This is a genomic window from Vibrio sp. B1FIG11, assembly GCF_905175335.1.
Lineage (GTDB): Bacteria > Pseudomonadota > Gammaproteobacteria > Enterobacterales > Vibrionaceae > Vibrio > Vibrio campbellii.
Genome location: NZ_HG992751.1, coordinates 1488088 through 1505682, shown reverse-complemented (window position 1 = coordinate 1505682; position 17595 = coordinate 1488088). Strand labels below are relative to the sequence as shown.

Below are 17595 nucleotides of genomic sequence, written 5' to 3'. Positions count from 1 at the left end.
CGTGCTCTTGATTTATAAATCACGACAAAGTATAAAACAAGTTGATAACAAATCAATGGAATATTAATTACATAAAACTTAACAAAAACAACAAAAACCAACAAAAGTGTAGGATTAAGAATTAATCATATTCACTTCTATTTTTTATAGGCAATTTTTAAATAATATAAAATAATTAAACATTAAGAATGGTTTATGCTAATTATAACTAATCGTCAGTTTGATCCTGTAACTCATAATTTCTCACCTACGAACAGCTTAAATGACTACTATCATTATTGTCTGTACCGAGGAAATAAACTCTATGACGTCGGCCGTAATTCCTGGCTAAGCGAGTTGTTGGAGATGAAACCCACCCACCTGTTCATCTATATCCATGGGTTTAATAATCAACCAGAAGAAGACATCATTCCGCAAGTGAGAAAGATGCAGTCGATTCTGGACAAGTTCCATAGTCGAAGTCTAGTTATCCCTATTATCTGGCCATGCGATAATGATCTCGGGCTTGTCAAAGATTATTGGGATGATAGAAAAACAGCGCGCCTTTCTGGGCTGATGCTTTCAGATGAGTTAATGGCTATGCTGGACGGTATAAAAGCCAACAGTCAAAGTGAACTAAAGATCTCCGTAATCGCCCACTCAATGGGAAATACAGTCCTATTAAATTGCCTTCACAATCTTAATAAGGCTCTCAGCACGAGCGAACTCCCAAGGCTCTTTGAGAATGTCTTTTTGATGGCACCAGACATCGCCAACGATATGCTAGAAGACGGAAAAAAAGGACGTTCTCTTATGCAGAGCGCGAAGAATGTCGTCTGCTTCTACGCCAGTGACGACTATGCGATGCCAGCTAGTATGATCATGAACTTTGATGAACGGTTTTTCACTCATCGCTTAGGTATGTACGGCCCTAAAACACCCGTGTCAGGCCTTGAGATAATAGACTGCTCAGGTTTCAATCAGCAGTTTGATTTTCCAACAGGACATACGTACTTTCTTGACGAAAACAGCCCTGTTTGGGAGAGAATAACTCGCGATTTGGAGTGATCAGATAGGGAAAATCGAACGAGAATTCTTATTATTGAATCTCCTCCGATGTTAGTAAGCTCTGCAGAGCTAGCCATAATCAAAGTAATTTGCTTTCTTTATGACGAATAGCATCGACATAACGAAAACAAAATGGCCGAGTGCACATTGCACTCGGCCTGATTGGATGAGAGCAGTAGTAGCGGGTTAAGAGAGCTTAAACTTACTCAGTTCACCGTGAAGATCGCTCGCTTTTACGGTAAGTTCGTTACTGATCTCTACTGACGACGTCATGGTGTCCATCACCTCTACTGCGGTATCGTTGATGATCACCACATTACGGTTGATCTCTTCCGATACAGAACTCTGCTCTTCTGCTGCCGAAGCGATTTGGTTGTTCATGTCGTTGATGACTTCAATCGCTTGGTTGATTTCAGACAGCGCTAGATGTGCCGCTTGCGTCTCGCCCTTAGTATCAGTCGCTTGTTTTTGGCTTTGCTCCATCAGCACAACGATCGATTGCGTTTCTTGCTCTAGTCGAGCCAGCATTGCGCGGATCTCTTCCGTCGACCCTTGTGTACGGTTTGCAAGGTTACGAACCTCATCGGCCACCACCGCGAAACCTCGGCCAGCCTCACCTGCGCGTGCAGCTTCAATCGCTGCATTAAGCGCTAGTAAGTTGGTTTGCTCAGCAATACCGCCAATTTCACTCAAAATGCCCTGAATTGCCGTGCTGGAATCCACCAGATTCTGCGTTTGTTGCTGCGCATCGTTAACTTGCATTGCCAAGCTATCCACCGCACTCGCAGCGTTATCCATACGCGTCATGCCGTTCAGGCTATTACTTTGTACTTGGCTTGCCGCAGCGGCTGCTTGAACCGCAGAGTTCGCAACTTCCTGTGCGGTTGCACTCATTTCATTGATCGCCGTTGCTAACGAGTTCACTTCATTAACCTGAGCATTCAATTGGTCGCGAGAAGCCGCAGCACGTGTTTGGCCTTCTGTTGCGTTCTTATCCACTTGATCTGCGGTTGCCATTACGGTCAATAGCATCTCTTGCATACGCGACAAGAAGGTATTGAACCAATGTGCCAGTTGCGCGGTTTCATCTTTACCTTTCACTTCAATACGGTAAGTCAGGTCGCCCTCGCCTTGTGCCGCATCTTTAAAGCGTTCAACCAAGTTGTTCAAAACTTTGCCAAGCGAGTTCGCAATGAATGCCATCGCGGCAATGCCTAAAATAGCAGCGAAGATCCCCGCCCACACACCTTTTTCAAGCGCTTCCGAACTCTGCCCATCACTCCATTGCTGGTACTCGTCGACGCTTTTTGTGAGGTGACTACTGGGAACCGACACCATGACTACCCATGGCGCATCACTGGTATCGATAGCAGTGATCGCATACTCATCACCATCAAAAGCGATAAGGCCAGCACCATCGCGCTTCGCGACTGACTGAATGTTTGACCACTCGGCAGCCAGGTCTGAAGAAACTTTCTTACCCACCATTGCACCATCTCGGCTGTTTGCCAAGGTAATACCTTTCCAAGAGGTGATAAGAATTTTACCCTTGCCATCAAACAAGTTACGCGCCGATTGTTCACTCTGGCTTTGTAATTCATACAGAGACAAATCAAAACCAAGTGAACCGATGATCTTGCCATCTTGTTTGATCGGTTGGCTGATGGTTGTAATCAGCTCTTGCTTGCCTCGAACAGGATAAAAGTACGGCTCCATGACGAAGGTTTTGCCCGTTTCGTAAGGCATTAAGTGCCAATCGTCTTTGCGTTCACCACTGCTGTTTAGCTCTGTATTGCTAAAGCTTTCCATCGCCACTGCATCAAAACTGTTTTGATCATTTGGCGAGAAGAAAGGCGCGAGGTAACCTTGGCTGTTAAAACCGTCTTCAGGGTTAAGCGTCACTTGCTGTGGCCAAGTTTTGTCTTGCCAAACCATGTAGCCTGCAAATACCGCTTTGTTTTGTGCTTCTAGCGCGGCAGTAAACTGTTTAACAATAAGGTCTGCACTTGCGTTAGTTTCTGAGCTCAACTCGATGATCGAACGTACTTGCTTCAAGTTTGCAAGTACAGGATCAAGCTGGTTCGCAATATTCAGACCTTGCTGAATCGCGGTGTTTTGCAGATCGGTACTGGTCGCATCCGTTAATTGCGCTTTTACTTTCTCGTTCACTTGCTTGTTCACGTCAGTAAATGCATCGGTAGTCATACCCATTGCAATCAATAAAGTGAACGCCATTGCACCGCCCGCACTGACTGCGATTCGAGTACGTATACTGTTAAACATAGTCACCTCTGTAACTGATGATAGATTGGCATTATTTTTAGAAATTTCATGGATTTTAAACAACAGAGGTGAACAGAAGACGTCAAGATATGAACAGAAAGAGAATAAAAAGATCAATATTATTAACAGGGTAACGTATGAGGTCAGTTTTATATTTTAAACGTATGAGCCCTACAATAAATAAAGCCTTCCAATAAGCTGTCTAAGTTATTGTATTTATAGAATATAGACTCAAATAATAAAATGCATTTTATACGAAAGTACTCATGCATTTTTACTCTTTTTTACTGAGTATTAGATTACTCAAACCGTGACTCGAGTCACAGTTAATTTTCTTCATATCCCTGTTTTTATTGCAGTTATTTACTCCCTGAAATGAAAGTAAAGCTCATTGTTGGCTAAAGACCCACTTTGAGCTGAGTAAGTAATTACTCATCATGCCGACCAATATTCCCAGAGCCAGAGCGAGGAACACCATATAGCCTTGTGTTCCGAACATAAGCGTCCAACCTTTAAAAGCGGCAAAGTTAGGCACTGCACTAATGCAAGCACTCGCCATAAATTTAAGCCACTGATACAACGGGTTATGTTTGTCTGCTTGAGAGAAAGTAAGCCAGCGATTGCCTAGCCAAGTCGTGGTTGCTGCAAACAAAAAAGCGATGCTGCGAGCAACCATCAACTCCAAGCCAGCCACATGGAATAACAAGGAAAAGATAAGGGTATCGACCACAAAGCCGATACCACCAACCAGAGCAAATCTTTCTAACGAAGAAAGCCTTGTTAACGAAGCAAATTTTAGTAATTTGCCCACTCCGTTACCCCATCACACAGGTATAGAGTGAACGTTTCGATTTGGCTGTGAAGTCGTTAGTACAGCTCAAAGCGTTATCGTGAATAACCACATCCACTTGTTGCGATTTACCAATCAGGTGGAATTTCTTCAGGTTATTTAAGTCATTGGCATCTTCCAGCTTTTTCGCCTGGCCATGGCTGTAAAACTGGCCAGAGAACGGTCGTTTGCCAATGTAGAATACAGGTGCACTATCATCAGTTTGCTCGAAGATAATACGGTCACTGCGGCTGTCGGCTTTGCCCATATTTAATACCAACATTGCAATCATAAGCAGTACCGGTAGCACCGCAGCAGCCCCGGTTACCCACTTAAAGTCGTTTTTATCCACCAGCATCGCAACCAAAATGCCCAGAGCTGGAATGCCCGGCAGAACGTAAGCAGGCAAGATATTCCCAGCCATCGTGAACAGAATCATTGGTGAAATCAGCCAACAGATCAGGAAGCTAAATAGACCTTGATGATCAGTTTCAATGGCTTTGAGCACCTTACGACGCTTCCACGCCAAGATAGGCAATACGATTGACCAAGGCGCTGCCGATTGCAGCCAAAATACCCAGATCATCCCACGTGGTTGATCGTGTGCTGAGCCGTACAAGTCCCCTTGCCAGCCACTCACGACAAAACGCTTAAAGTGTTCGCCAACAATGAAGTAATCAATAAATCCCGGTGTCGCCACCTCTGCCATGATGTACCAAGGCAGAGCAATCGCGAACATCAACGCCAAACCTGACACAATAGGAAAACGCTGCCACAGCGCTTTAAACGCCCCAAAAAAGCCATGCTGAATCACCAACCAAGGGAACACTGCAATCCCCATGATCACGATGGCTACCGGTCCTTTTGCAAGCAAGCCACAAGCCAAACCAAAGAAACCAACATATCCCCATAGGCGGCTGTGTTTATCTTTACCAAGCCAGCAGTAGTAGAACCCGACCATTGCCATCGTCATTGCGAGAGTGAGCGCCATGTCTGTCATCACCGCGCCCGCAGCAATAGAGAAGATGCCACACGTCGCCAATACTAGCGCTGCGATCAACGCGCTAGTACCTGCTCGATAAGCCATAAAAGCAACAAAGAAGATCGTCGCGACACCAGCCAACCAGTGTGGTGCACGCACCGCGAATTCATTCAATCCAAACAATTCTATGCCATAAGCACTCATCCAAGTGAACAGGGGCGGCTTCCCCCAAAAAGGGACACCGTAATCAAACTGAGGGGTGAGCCAATTACCCGTTTCCACCATCAAGCGTGCCATTTCGCCGTAGCGGGCTTCTGTGGTGTCCATCAAAGGGTAAGTCGCAAGTGAAATAAGACGGAGTAAAAGCGCAAACGCCAACAACAACCACAGATGGGTTTTATTAATACTCATGATTACGCGGTTTCTCCTAGTTTAAACTTCATGGTTTGGATGGATTGATGTTTCGCAGGCTGCTCGTAAACAGACTGGATAAGATAAAGAGGACGCTGCTTGGTCTCGACAAAAATACGCCCGATGTATTCGCCCAAAAGGCCAATCGACAGCAGTTGAACGCCTCCCAATGCGAGTTGAACCACCATCATGGATGGGTAACCCGTCACAGGTTCCCCAAACACCACGGTTTTCATCACGATGAATGCGCCATAAAGAAAGGCACTGAACGCCACTAACGCCCCCGCTAACGTCGCTAAACGCAAAGGACGAATCGAGAACGAGGTAATGCCGTCCATTGCTAGGCCAATCAACTTAAGGTAGTTCCACTTGGTCTCACCGCAGAAACGAGCATCACGCTCAAACTGCACCGTCACCTGTTTGAAGCCCGGCCACGAGAAAATGCCCTTCATGTACCGGTTGCGCTCTGGCAGCGCATTGATGTGCTTAACCACCTCTGCGCTTAGTAGACGAAAATCGCCAACATTCTCTGGCACATCGAGCTTAGCCATGCTGTTGAGTACTTTGTAAAAGCAGGCGGCCGAGAAACGCTTGAACCACGTCTCGCCATGGCGTTCACTGCGCTGCATGTTGACTACGTCATACCCTTCACGCCATTTAGAGACCATCTTCGGAATCAACTCAGGAGGATCTTGCAAGTCAGCATCAATCACGATCACAGCTTCGCCTTGGCAATGTTCCAAACCTGCACTCATGGCGGACTCTTTGCCAAAGTTACGGCTTAATGCAATACAACGAACGTCGCTAGAAGATTGAGAAAAGTTTTGTGCGATCATTAGACTGTCGTCTTTGCTGCCATCATCGACATACACGATTTCGCAACGTTCTGGCATCGTGTCCAGAACCGCGATCAAACGACGATGAAATTCCGGCAAGACTTCTTGCTCGTTAAAGAATGGCACCACCACAGACAAAACTGTTTTAGGCTCAGAGTGTTGGCTCACCTTCGAAAAGGTTGCAGCGTGAATGTTGAAGGTTGACATGCTACTCTTCCACTGTATCCGATGAATGGATGCAGTCTATTAATAGCAGCGTGAAATAGTTGTTGTTGACATCTTTTTCACACCCTTAGTGAATAATGTTCGGTTAAGGAAATACCCTTAATTTCGAAAACCTGTCTGATTGGAGAGAAATACATGAAACGCGTACTTTTGGTCGAAGATAATCGAGAAATTGCAGGCATGCTGTTCGATTATTTTGAGTGTGCAGGTATGGAACTCGATTACGCGGACAATGGTGAGCTGGGCTTGAAGCTGGCAATGGAAAACACCTTCGACATCATCTTACTCGACCTAATGTTGCCACGCATGGATGGCTTAACCATGTGCAATAAACTTCGCGATGCGGGCAACAATACACCAGTGCTGATGCTGACCGCGCTTGATAGCCGTGACGATATGCTCAAAGGCTTTCAGCACGGTGCCGATGACTACCTCACAAAACCTTTCGACTTGGATATTCTCGAAGCGCGCATGATGGCGCTGATCCGCCGTTACCGTGGCACAGTAGCTTCAAGTAAATTGGAATACGGTGAAGTCTCTATCGACCAAAAAACACGTCAAGCCTACCGTCAAGATAAGCTCTTAGCGCTCAACCCTACCACCTATACCATTTTAGAAATGCTGGTCAAAAACGCGCCAGACGTAGTAACACGTGAAGAGATCGCCTTTCAGCTGTGGCAAGAAAACGAGCCCAACAACGATGTACTGCGCAGCCATATTTACCAACTGCGTAACCAACTCGATAAACCCTTTGAAAAACATGTTCTCATCACGGTACCTAAAGTCGGTTTCCGCTTGGAGACCGGAGCATGATCCTCCGACTGTTAAACAGCACTCAAAGCACCCAGAGTATGACTGGGCGTTTAGCGCTGTTCTTCTCGTTTGTCTCTGTTGTTATTGGTCTATTCTGCTTTTTACTCATCACCGGCGCACTGCTTTGGTCAGAAGACCGCGTGGGTGAACGTCGTATTATGGTCGACAAAAAAGAAGCCATCGTTCATTTTCAATCTCATCCCGACCAAGGCACTATCAAGCTTGATTTGCTGACAACCGCATACAACGACATCAACTTAGTCCCAGAAGAATTTCGCAAATATCTGATCGGTAAAAAACACTTTCTTGATGAAATAGGCGACGAGCCAGATTCACGCATGATCTACATGAGCTCTTACACCAACAAAGGTGTTGAGCACCCGGTCATTCTGATTTCCCTCATTGATGAAATTGAGATCACCTCTGAAGAGTTCGTTCTCGTGGTCGCTACGGTACTTTCGATTGTCGCCGTTATGATTTTCTTATTTGGCAACCTATTGCTGCGTCTATCCCAACGATTGATAGAACCCGTCAATGCGCTTAAAAGCCAGCTAGACCAACACCAAGGCGACCCTTCTCAAATCTTCAATGTGCCTGAAGGCTCCGCCAAAGAGTTCCAAGCCTTGGCCGAAGAACTCAACCAATATCGCCACAAGATCAATCAAGTCATCAAGCGCGAACAAGCCTTTGCGCGATACGCAAGCCACGAGCTTCGTACGCCGCTGACTGTTATGAAAGGCTCAAGCAGCTTATTAGCCAGAAGTGCGAATACGGATTTCCAGACACGCCAAGTCAATCGAATTCAAGACGCGACACAACAAATGTCGACCATGGTAGATGCGCTACTAGGGTTAGTCCGTTACGAGCGCAATACGGATGATTCACCAGTGAGAACCATCTCTGAAGAAGAGCTCACGAGGATCATTGCGCAAAGCCAAGCGCAAGCAGACGAAAAATCACTGGCCTTGCAAATGAACGTCAGCGGGACACCTAAGACCAAAGCAACCAACGCGGTACTTACCATTATTCTTGGTAACCTTATTCGCAACGGCATCGCTGCGACAACATCGGGAGCCATTCATATCAGTATGGATGAACACACCATCTCGGTGCGTGACGAAGGTGAAGGTTTCTCCACCATTCCACACTCGGGGGGACACGGATTGGGTCTAATGATTGTCGATGATTTGTGCCAACGTTATGGCTGGCATTTTAAGATTGGTACGCATCCAGAGGGTGGATGTGAGGCAGTGATTGACCTTGCGTCAGAGCATCAAGAAGATTGCTCAGCGTAACTTCCTCGAACTAGATTCAATCAAGAGGTATCTCATTTGCTCAGCGCCAATAATTTGCTCAACATCAAAGCGGGCAAACCGATACCTCTTTCTCATTTGATTATTCGATTGAATGAACTATTACGCCGCGAGCGACGCAAAGCGATTCATCACTTCCAATGCTGCTTTCGAGTCTTCACACACAGAACACACATCTTCGATGAAATACGTCAACGCTCTGGATTCAATGGTTTTGATCGCCGCTTGCTGCTGCTCAGATAGGTAGCCGTAAATACTCGCCGCACCAAAATCACCGAAGATCATCTCACCTTGGTCATTCACCAAAGTATTGTGTGCATACAAATCACCGTGACACACCTTGTTGTCATGCAAGTGATTAAACACATCCACCATCTGTTCAACAATCGTATTTACTTGCTCGACAGTTAAGGTAAACCCTTGTGGGAAGGTGTCTCGTGTGCAGGTTTCCAGTGTTGGCGGCAAACCTAAGTTGTAGTAGCTGTCTGGAATCAGCTCCATCACCAACGCAAGCTCATTACCATTATCCACCTGCGCGATGGATTTCACCAAATTGTCGTGGTGCCCTGCTTGCAAACACGCTTCAAGCTCATCATGCGGGAAGCCGTCGCTGGTCACTTCCCCCTTAAACACTTTTACCGCCACTTCACTCGGGAACTCATACTGCGCGTCAGTCCAATTCGCATGAGAAATCACCCCACTCGCGCCTTGGCCGAGAACGTGGTTAAGCGAATAACTGCCAGTTGTAACCTTAGGCACGCTGTCTAGCGAAGAAGGATGCTTGCAAAATGGGTTACCCGCAAAAGCAAACCACGCAAGCTTAGGCAGCTTCATCAACACATCAGGGAAGTGCTCAAGCTGGTTAGCAGACAAACGAATCAATTCCAGATTGACCAAGTTTTCCATGCTGTTTGGCAGTTGCTTGATGCGGTTGCCTGCCAGTGCCAGTTTTCTCAGGCGCGGTCTTTCACCAAGGCTGTTTGGGAGAACTTCAATCTCATTATCCGTCAGAATCAACCAACGCAACTGGCTTGGCAGCGAGGCTTCACTCACCTCTTTAATCTTGTTGGTTTTGAACCCAACCATCTCAAGATTTGGCAACTTGCCCAGAACCTCTGGCAAATGGGTGAACTGATTGTTTGAAGCAAAGATGATTTTCAGCTTGGTCAGCTGCTCCAATTCTGGAGGTAGATCTGACAGTGCGTTGCCGGATAAATCTAATACTTCAAGCGTTTCTGCAAGCTCTAAAATTTCCATAGGAAACTCAGTTAGCCCTTGCGCCAACTTCAATTGTTTGATTCCTACCAATTGTCCTGTTTGTAATTGTTCTAGAGTCTGCAAAACCAAGCCTTCTGATTGAATGAAAATAAGCGGCGTAGTTTACGTGGCTTAAGGAAGAAACGCGAGTTGTGATGCTGTTTGGTTCATTTCTGCGGCAAACCTTGTTGGGTATGAAACCTTTTAAGACTCCAATGACCATCAGAAATAATCGAAAAGGTTGTATTGAAACACGGACTTTTTATCTGGGTTTATTGGCGTTACACTACGCGCCCTTTTTAACGGCAAGGTCGCGTGGTTGGACACGTCAGTAGTCGCATGAAACTCTCTGAAAGCCCGATAACTCAGCACAACTTTAACGGTCACACCTTTTTCCTTAAGCGTGATGACATGCTGCATTCTCACTTCTCTGGGAACAAAGCACGCAAGTTTATGGCGTTGATGGAATCGCAAAATAGCGCAATCAAAACCCTCATCAGCTACGGCTCTGCTCAATCCAATGCGATGTACTCCCTTGCCGCTCTGGCGCAAATCAAAGGTTGGAACTTTGAGTTTTACGTCCAGCATATCCCGTCTTGGCTCAAGGACTCCCCAATCGGCAACTACCGAGGTGCGCTGGATTTAGGGATGAACATCACGGCAATGCAAGAGATCGAATCCCCTCTTCATCCCACTGAATACATTGAACAAGTTCGTGGGTTAGACGATACAACCTTGGTTGTCCCTGAAGGCGGAAAAGCGAAGATTGCCGAAGCCGGTGTAAAACAACTGGCGCGTGAACTGCTTGATTGGACACGCCTTGAAGGCAAAAAGCAGTTTGTAGTGGCCTTGCCATCAGGAACGGGAACAACCGCACTGTATTTGAGCAAGCACTTACAGCCACACGGCATCGAGGTCATCACCTGCGCTTGTGTCGGCAATGCTGATTATCTAACTGAGCAATTCAACACTCTCGAAAGTGAAAACCACCCGACGATTCTCTCGGTGCGCGATAAGCATCATTTCGGACGTTTGTATCAAAGCGATTACGAAACGTGGAACGCGCTCTACGATCAAACCAACCTCGAATTCGATCTACTGTACGACCCATACATGTGGCAATGCTTACAACCGTGGTTGACAGAAAATAAAGACAAGACACTGATCTACATCCATCAAGGTGGATTACTTGGTAATGAATCCATGCTGCCAAGATACCAGCGAGAGTTTGAATAAGCGCATTCTGTGCTTTTCATATTCCAATAGCGCTAGTGAGTAATTAATATACCCAAGTGACTTCAAGATGCAGGATTCAGAGCGTTGTCATTGATTCGAGATCAAGGAAAACAACGCAGCGTAATAGCCAGCTATTTCCAAGTTGTTTGACGCAGAAATCGGGGCAATGACACGCTCCCGAAGGGCGAGTTGACTTGGCTTGTATACTTTGTTGTCGATTCTTGATTTGGCCCCACCAAACCTTTAAATCGCCGCCGCGTCTACAAACCAAGTCATTCTCGCTGAACCTAGCATCTCGAGGTTACTTGGGTATAAATACCTAGCGCTTAATGCTTCTCTAAAATAAGTCGCAAATATGGTTACACTTCAATCGCATTAATATCAATTATTCCCCTCTTCGCCCTATATTAATAACGCTTTTTATCATTAAAACCCTTACCTCTATCACTTTCGATATGCCTACAGTTTTAGTAACTAAGCAAATGGAATTGGTTATTCTGTCTATAGTGCGTTCGTTTAATTGCCGCTAAGCTATCACCAATTAAATCCAAGAGGCGATATAAATGAAGCGTCCAGCATCAAAGCGTGTGAGGGGAGCTGGCTACGCTCCACTTATCGATTCCGCACTAACTACGTCAAGTAATCGCTCCAGCGCAAACCAGTACTCATCGGCTAGCAGCCAATCACATTCAAAAAGCAGTGCTCAGGCGAGCTACAGCTCACTCGTAACCGACGCTCAATCACAAGCCACCGCTGAGTTTGAATGCCGAATAAAGATTCATGCTCCAAAGGATGACTTAAATACGCTTCAGCCTGGTGTATTTTCTCTGGCGAAAACACCAAATGAACCGCTTATTAAGCGCTGGGGAAAATTAGAACAAACACAGCCATCACCGTGTACCGTATTAACAGCAGAATGCTTCGAAGCCGAAGACAAAACCCTTTTACACGAACTTTTTCAAGACATCGGCTTACAGCAAAAATACACAATCACACCAAAGCCACTTGGCAGTGAATATACTAACGCGGAGTTCATTCCTTTTATTCCCGCAGTAGAAACAAAGAGCTTACTTGGGTGGGCAGCACAAGGGTTTTATTATTACTTCTATGATGGGAAGCTGATGTATGAAATGGCTATCCTTGGCAACGATAAGTTCTCTTGGCAAATGACTGAGTCTAGCCCGCATGGCATCACAGACAAGCTCGTCAGCAAAAAAACATTCAACGCCATGCTTGTCCCGGTTGCCATCGAAGGAAAAAAAGCCGCGCCCCAGCATATTTTCTATCGCCAAGAAAAACTCACCAATGATGAGCTTGCAGAAATCAATACTGCTTGGTTAAAACAGAACGCAACACTCATTGATATCGATGCGCTCAAAACCATCGTGAAGCAGCCTTTGTTGCCGCGAAAACAAGCCGCCACACAATCCACCAGCGAAACGAGCCAAGCCCAAAATCATAAAGTCCGCACTAATGACGATGGCTCTCCAGAGCAGTGGACAGACATTGCACCTCAATACGGTTTGTCAGCAAAAGCACTACTCAAACTCAATCCGAACTATGAAAGTGATCCCCTCGCTCTCAAAGTCGGCGATGTATTGACTGTCAGTGCGGCCGAGCAACCCCAAGAAGAGGCCAACTCTGAGCAAACTTGTCCTCAAGATAGCTTTTCCGTTGGTGAGGCCTACCCGCTTGGTGATGTGTGGGGCAAATATTCACAACGTGATGTTTGGGGAGAGTATGCCGATTTAACGCAGCCCTCTTCGGTGATCAACATCTTTAGCCAAGCTGGATTATCCCCAAACACGCCAGTATTGAATGTTCAAAAAATCGAAAACAGACTGCTGCGTATCACGGTTTCTTTTGTCGAAGATGAATTGCAACTGACGCATATAACCAGCATCCCTGCGGGCCAATAAGACGATTCACAACGTCTGTCATTCCGCCATCAAGAGCGAAAAAACCTATCTTCGACGATATTTAAAAGAAGTGAAAATACGTATGTTCGGTGACAATAATCAAGCGGCTTCTTCCTCAAACAAAGCCCAAAAGAGAAAAAGCGACCAGCTCAATACCACGCAAAATCCTGAATCGGCTAAACGCAAGCGAGATGCTGAAAACGATGCGACATGGACCACCTTTAAACAGGACTGGTGGGCATACGTTAATAGCGGTGAACTCGAGGTAAAAAACAAGCGGCCAGAAGCCCTAATTCGCTTTAACTATCGCTATGTCGTTAGCGATAACACGGGAGCACTTAAGTATGAGCCTGCCGTTGTCGATCAAATTCTCAACCGCAGTAGAGAGTTGGAGCGTGTTTACTATCGTCGTCAGATCAATGATCATAGCCCGAGACAAACTCGGCAACAAAGCCAGAATGCCGGCTTACCTACGGCCTCCCACTTTGAGGAAAGAATTGCTCCGCAATCCTCCACTGGCACCGCTTTGATCGTCCCTTCAGTCGGCATGCCGCAACAGTTTCTGATAAAAGAGAAACTCCAAGAGCTATATTGGTATACAGAAGGGACGAGTCGGCCCGTCTACTTGTTTGTGCATCAAAGTGAGCTAGCTCTGTACGATGAACAGATGGGAGCATACTTACGTGATGCGGGAGTTGGTCTCGTAGGCTGGGAGTTCGAATCAGGAACGGTTGGATTTGGTGCGACAAGAAAAGCCGTCGTCGATTTTTGCAAACAAAACCAGTTCAAAAAAGTCACCATGATGGACTGCAATGTGCTGATGTCTGACATGGACCTTATCTCTGCAGCCGAGCAAGCCACATCGAAAGTCAAAGATGACACCACTCTGTATTTTTCACTCGGTTCAACCAGCGGAGACACTTACGAGAAAGGGTCGAAGGCACCGAAGAAATCCACGGTCGAGTCAGATTCAGTGAAAGGACGCCCTATCGAACAATTTACGATGCTAAACACCAACGTACTGTTTGATCCTGCGTTTATCTCCTCTTCGGAAGATATCGATGTCTCCAACGATATGAAGTTCTTTGAAAGCATTAACAAAGAGGAATCCATTGCGTTTAAAGAGTTAAAGTTAAAACTGCAAGATGCACAAAAAATCCAATACCCGAGAATTAACAAGCTACGCCTAAACGCAACATCCGACATCTACAACGAAAAGTTTAAGGAGCATCTGACTCAGATCGCCAATAAGGAAAAAGATCTCGTTGTCCAAGTCAAAACGGACATGGGAAAAGGTACAGAGCCAAAATTCCATAACGTGACCATACAAACACTGAGTGAGTTTATTGCCCAAAAACTAGGTAAAGATGCCCTTCGCATTCAATCTCTGATCATTGAAAAGATGTTGGTGAAATACAAAAACATGAGTATGGACAAAGGTTATCAATACACCCCTGAAGGGCTGGAAGAAACGCAAACGGCACTTTTCCCGGAGAATGACAGCGCGGATAACAATCGCTAGGGCCAAACACGTCAAAAGACGAAAGCTCAGCGCTCAAAAACTATGCGTCCCTTGGCACTCAATTGCCAAGGGAGCGAGCTCGATTTCAAAGGGAGCGAACTACGAAATAGGCGGGGAGAAAGATAGGCGCAAAAATAGCTTTAAAATAGATAGTTACAAACGCTCTCAGTTCCATCTTTACCTCTACCGTGATTGGCGTTCTAATCCGTTATTCTCTACTTAATCAGCCCTAAGATCTCTTTAAACTCTGGTGCTCGGCAATCTTCTACCATTTCATACAAACACATCTCAACGCCTGTTAGGCCAACACCATTCGCAGTCAGTTTTGCCAGCGCTAAAGCTTTGTTTGCTGGCGTTCGGGAAGAGACACAATCCGTCACCAGTTCCACTCGGTAGCCCATTTGACGCAGCGACACCGCGGTTTGATACACACAAATGTGCGCCTCGATACCACAAACTAGCCAAGTATCGACTTTGGCGTTTTCTACCGCGAGTTTGAATGTCGGTTCTTTGCATCCATCGAAAGTGTGTTTAGCGATCGGCAAATGCTCCTTCGCTAACACTTCGCGGATCGGCTCAACCGTTGACCCCAAGCGTTCTGGGTTTTGTTCCAGCCATAGAATAGGCAAGTTAAGTGCTTTCGCTCCTTTGACTAATTTGGTGGTGCTTTCAATCAGTGCTTCGCTTTCGTGCATGAGCGTTGCCAACTTACCTTGCACATCGACAACAATCAGACCGGTGGAATTTTTCGATAACATTCTCATCTCCTATGAGCCGCTTGAAGGTGAATATACTCAAGCGTTTGAATAAAGAGAATGTACCAGAACTGCCGACTATTCTGATGAGTAAATTCGCAAAGTTATTGTCCGCTCACGCTATTGGAATTTTTCCCTAAACAGCTCAATCAAGGCTTTGACCTTGTTCGGCAAAAACAGATTGGATGGGTAAATCAACGTCAGATGTTGCTTAGGATGCGTGAACTCCGGCAACACCTCCACCAGTTGGCCGTCTTCCAAAGCGGGCTTGGAGTGCACTTGAGGAATGAATGCGATGCCATTGCCTGCAATCGCCATTAACCGCAGCAAGTTTAAATCGTCTGACCTGACCGCCACGTGTAATTCTGGGTCCAATAACCCTGCGTTGTATCGGTTGGTGAGTAAACGATGGTGTTTTAAATCATCCATACTTTTTAATGGCGAATGGGCATCGAGGTAAGCTTGGGAAGCGACAAAATGACTGCGATAAGGCAGCAAACTAAACTGTACATAGCTGTCGTCCGAGACTTTGGCCACGCTAGGAAGAAGCTGAAGATCAAATGCTTGACGCTTGAGATCGACACTCTCTTGGTGGTTCTCAATCTCTACCGACATATCCGGATAACGCGTGGTGTATTCGTTGATGATCCAGTTGAACGCAGCCGAGCTCATCAAAGCAGAAGGAATCGCGACGCGCACTTTGCCCGTCAACTCTTGCTCGTATTCGTGCATCACTTTCAAGCCTTGCTGAATATGCTCTATGGGTTGCCCCACCAGCTCAAACAGACGCTTGCCGTGCTCGGTAAGCTCAATGGTTCTCGTAGTACGAATCAGCAATTGGCAGCCCAACGCTTTCTCTAATTCTTGCAAACGTCGGCTCACTTTAGAGCGTTGTAGCTGGTTCGCCTCTGCCGCTGCACTAATGCCACCGTGCACGACGGTTTGGCTAAACAGGTGAAGATCATCAAAACTTACGTTCATTGTCCTACTTTTAGGTCATTCATGCGCTTATTGTCATTCTACTGAATTGTGATCGACTTCTCTATAATTCGTTATCTTATTTGCTTGCGAGCGCCATAAATTCAGGAATTTCTTATGACAGCGGATCATAAATTCAAACACTGGATGCGAACACTTATTGTCCTGTTCATTGTACTCTTTTTCTACATCATCATTGCTGACCGTCACGCGCCAATCACTACCGAAGGTCGCGTACAAGGCTATGTGGTGCAAGTCGCGCCAGAAGTGTCTGGCAAAGTGACCGACGTGCTGATCGAAAACAACCAAGCGGTGCACAAAGGCGATGTGCTGTTCAAAATCGACGACCGCAAATACAAGATCGCTTTAGAACAAGCGCAGCTTTCACTGCAATCCGCCTACGAAAAAGAAGCAACACTGTATTCGCAACGAGAAGCGGCGTTGGCAAACATTGCTCGTGCTCAAGCAACTTACAATAACGCGCACAGTGAGTACTCACGTCTACAAAAACTGTCGAAGCAAAAAGTGATTTCTCAATCCAACTTAGACAGTGCCTACGCACAAAACCAAGTATCGCGAGCAGCGCTCAAAGCAGAGCAACAAAACTTGAAAGTGATTGAAGCGCAGCTTGGTGACAAAAAAGGCCAAAGCACCGCGGTACGCATTGCGCAAAATGGCATTGAGAAAGCACAGCTAGACCTAACCAACACCGCGGTTCTTGCTCCAAGTAATGGTGTGGTGACGAACCTACAGTTGGAAGTCGGCACCATGGCAAACACCAACATGCCATTGCTGACGTTTGTACCAACAGGCTCAATGTGGGTCGCAGCGGATTTCCGAGAGAAGTCTGTGGCTGGAGTAAGTAAAGACTACCACGCCATGGTGGCATTCGATGCTAACCCAGGTTCTGTGTACGACTTCGATCTGGCTAGCCGAGATTATGGCGTTGCCGCTGCACAGCAAACTCCAAACGGCGCACTGACCAAAGTCGAAGTGAACAACCGTTGGGTACGTGATGCGCAGCGAACTCGCGTGAACCTGACCAGCGAAGAAGCCTTGCCTTCCTCTCTGTTCGTTGGTTCTCGTGCCACCATCGTGCTTTACCCAGACAACAGTCCGTTTTGGTCACTGATGGCACAAGTTCAAATCTACCTTGCTAGCTGGTTCCACTTTATCTACTAGGCGGCTG

Annotated in this window: 14 protein-coding genes; 7 read left to right on the top strand and 7 right to left on the bottom strand. The window is 46.3% G+C overall.

Annotation, left to right across the window (positions count from 1 at the left end; translation table 11 throughout):
• Positions 1-195: 195 nt before the first annotated feature.
• The gene (locus tag KHO06_RS06805; protein ID WP_212582292.1) at positions 196-1047 is read left to right on the top strand and encodes an alpha/beta hydrolase; all 852 of its coding nucleotides are present in this window, start codon (positions 196-198) and stop codon (positions 1045-1047) included.
• Between the two features lie 186 nt (positions 1048-1233).
• Here KHO06_RS06805 and KHO06_RS06800 read toward each other — a convergent pair whose 3' ends face one another.
• The 4 genes from KHO06_RS06800 to KHO06_RS06785 form a co-directional block, all read right to left on the bottom strand.
• The gene (locus tag KHO06_RS06800; protein ID WP_047480843.1) at positions 1234-3330 is read right to left on the bottom strand and encodes a methyl-accepting chemotaxis protein; all 2097 of its coding nucleotides are present in this window, start codon (positions 3328-3330) and stop codon (positions 1234-1236) included.
• A gap of 388 nt (positions 3331-3718) precedes the next feature.
• Positions 3719-4141, bottom strand: a complete 423-nt coding sequence (locus tag KHO06_RS06795) for a GtrA family protein (protein ID WP_162092698.1) — start codon at positions 4139-4141, stop codon at positions 3719-3721.
• A gap of 4 nt (positions 4142-4145) precedes the next feature.
• Positions 4146-5552, bottom strand: coding sequence for a glycosyltransferase family 39 protein (locus KHO06_RS06790; RefSeq protein WP_212582291.1), 1407 nt, complete (start codon positions 5550-5552; stop codon positions 4146-4148).
• Between the two features lie 2 nt (positions 5553-5554).
• A complete protein-coding gene (locus KHO06_RS06785) occupies positions 5555-6595 on the bottom strand; it encodes a glycosyltransferase family 2 protein (RefSeq protein WP_077262432.1) in 1041 nt (346 codons plus the stop codon).
• Positions 6596-6748: 153 nt separating this feature from the next.
• Between KHO06_RS06785 and KHO06_RS06780 the strand changes: the two genes are divergently transcribed.
• Positions 6749-7426: a response regulator transcription factor gene (locus KHO06_RS06780; RefSeq protein WP_005431155.1), complete on the top strand. Its 678-nt coding sequence runs from the start codon at positions 6749-6751 to the stop codon at positions 7424-7426.
• The gene (locus tag KHO06_RS06775; RefSeq protein WP_212582290.1) at positions 7423-8721 is read left to right on the top strand and encodes a HAMP domain-containing sensor histidine kinase; all 1299 of its coding nucleotides are present in this window, start codon (positions 7423-7425) and stop codon (positions 8719-8721) included. Before KHO06_RS06780 ends, KHO06_RS06775 begins: the two co-directional genes overlap by 4 nt.
• Before the next feature lie 120 nt (positions 8722-8841).
• Here the strand turns inward: KHO06_RS06775 and KHO06_RS06770 are convergent, their stop codons facing one another.
• Positions 8842-10080 carry a leucine-rich repeat-containing protein kinase family protein gene (locus tag KHO06_RS06770; RefSeq protein WP_212582289.1) on the bottom strand — a complete coding sequence of 413 codons (1239 nt, stop codon included), beginning with the start codon at positions 10078-10080 and terminating at the stop codon, positions 8842-8844.
• 255 nt (positions 10081-10335) lie between these two features.
• On the opposite strand from KHO06_RS06770, the gene KHO06_RS06765 reads away from it, so the two are divergent.
• The 3 genes from KHO06_RS06765 (at position 10336) to KHO06_RS06755 (ending at position 14673) form a co-directional block, all read left to right on the top strand.
• A complete protein-coding gene (locus KHO06_RS06765) occupies positions 10336-11232 on the top strand; it encodes a 1-aminocyclopropane-1-carboxylate deaminase/D-cysteine desulfhydrase (RefSeq protein WP_212582288.1) in 897 nt (298 codons plus the stop codon).
• A gap of 563 nt (positions 11233-11795) precedes the next feature.
• A complete protein-coding gene (locus KHO06_RS06760) occupies positions 11796-13151 on the top strand; it encodes a LysM domain-containing protein (RefSeq protein ID WP_212582287.1) in 1356 nt (451 codons plus the stop codon).
• An 82-nt stretch (positions 13152-13233) separates the two neighbouring features.
• On the top strand, positions 13234-14673 hold the full coding sequence (locus tag KHO06_RS06755; RefSeq protein ID WP_212582286.1) for a hypothetical protein: 1440 nt from the start codon (positions 13234-13236) through the stop codon (positions 14671-14673).
• 215 nt (positions 14674-14888) lie between these two features.
• Here the strand turns inward: KHO06_RS06755 and KHO06_RS06750 are convergent, their stop codons facing one another.
• Entirely contained in the window at positions 14889-15431 is a 543-nt protein-coding gene (locus KHO06_RS06750; RefSeq protein ID WP_051118628.1) for a hydrolase, read from the bottom strand.
• A 117-nt stretch (positions 15432-15548) separates the two neighbouring features.
• Positions 15549-16409 carry a LysR family transcriptional regulator gene (locus tag KHO06_RS06745; protein WP_005431152.1) on the bottom strand — a complete coding sequence of 287 codons (861 nt, stop codon included), beginning with the start codon at positions 16407-16409 and terminating at the stop codon, positions 15549-15551.
• A 114-nt stretch (positions 16410-16523) separates the two neighbouring features.
• On the opposite strand from KHO06_RS06745, the gene KHO06_RS06740 reads away from it, so the two are divergent.
• The gene (locus KHO06_RS06740) at positions 16524-17588 is read left to right on the top strand and encodes an HlyD family secretion protein (RefSeq protein ID WP_212582285.1); all 1065 of its coding nucleotides are present in this window, start codon (positions 16524-16526) and stop codon (positions 17586-17588) included.
• Positions 17589-17595 lie beyond the last annotated feature (7 nt).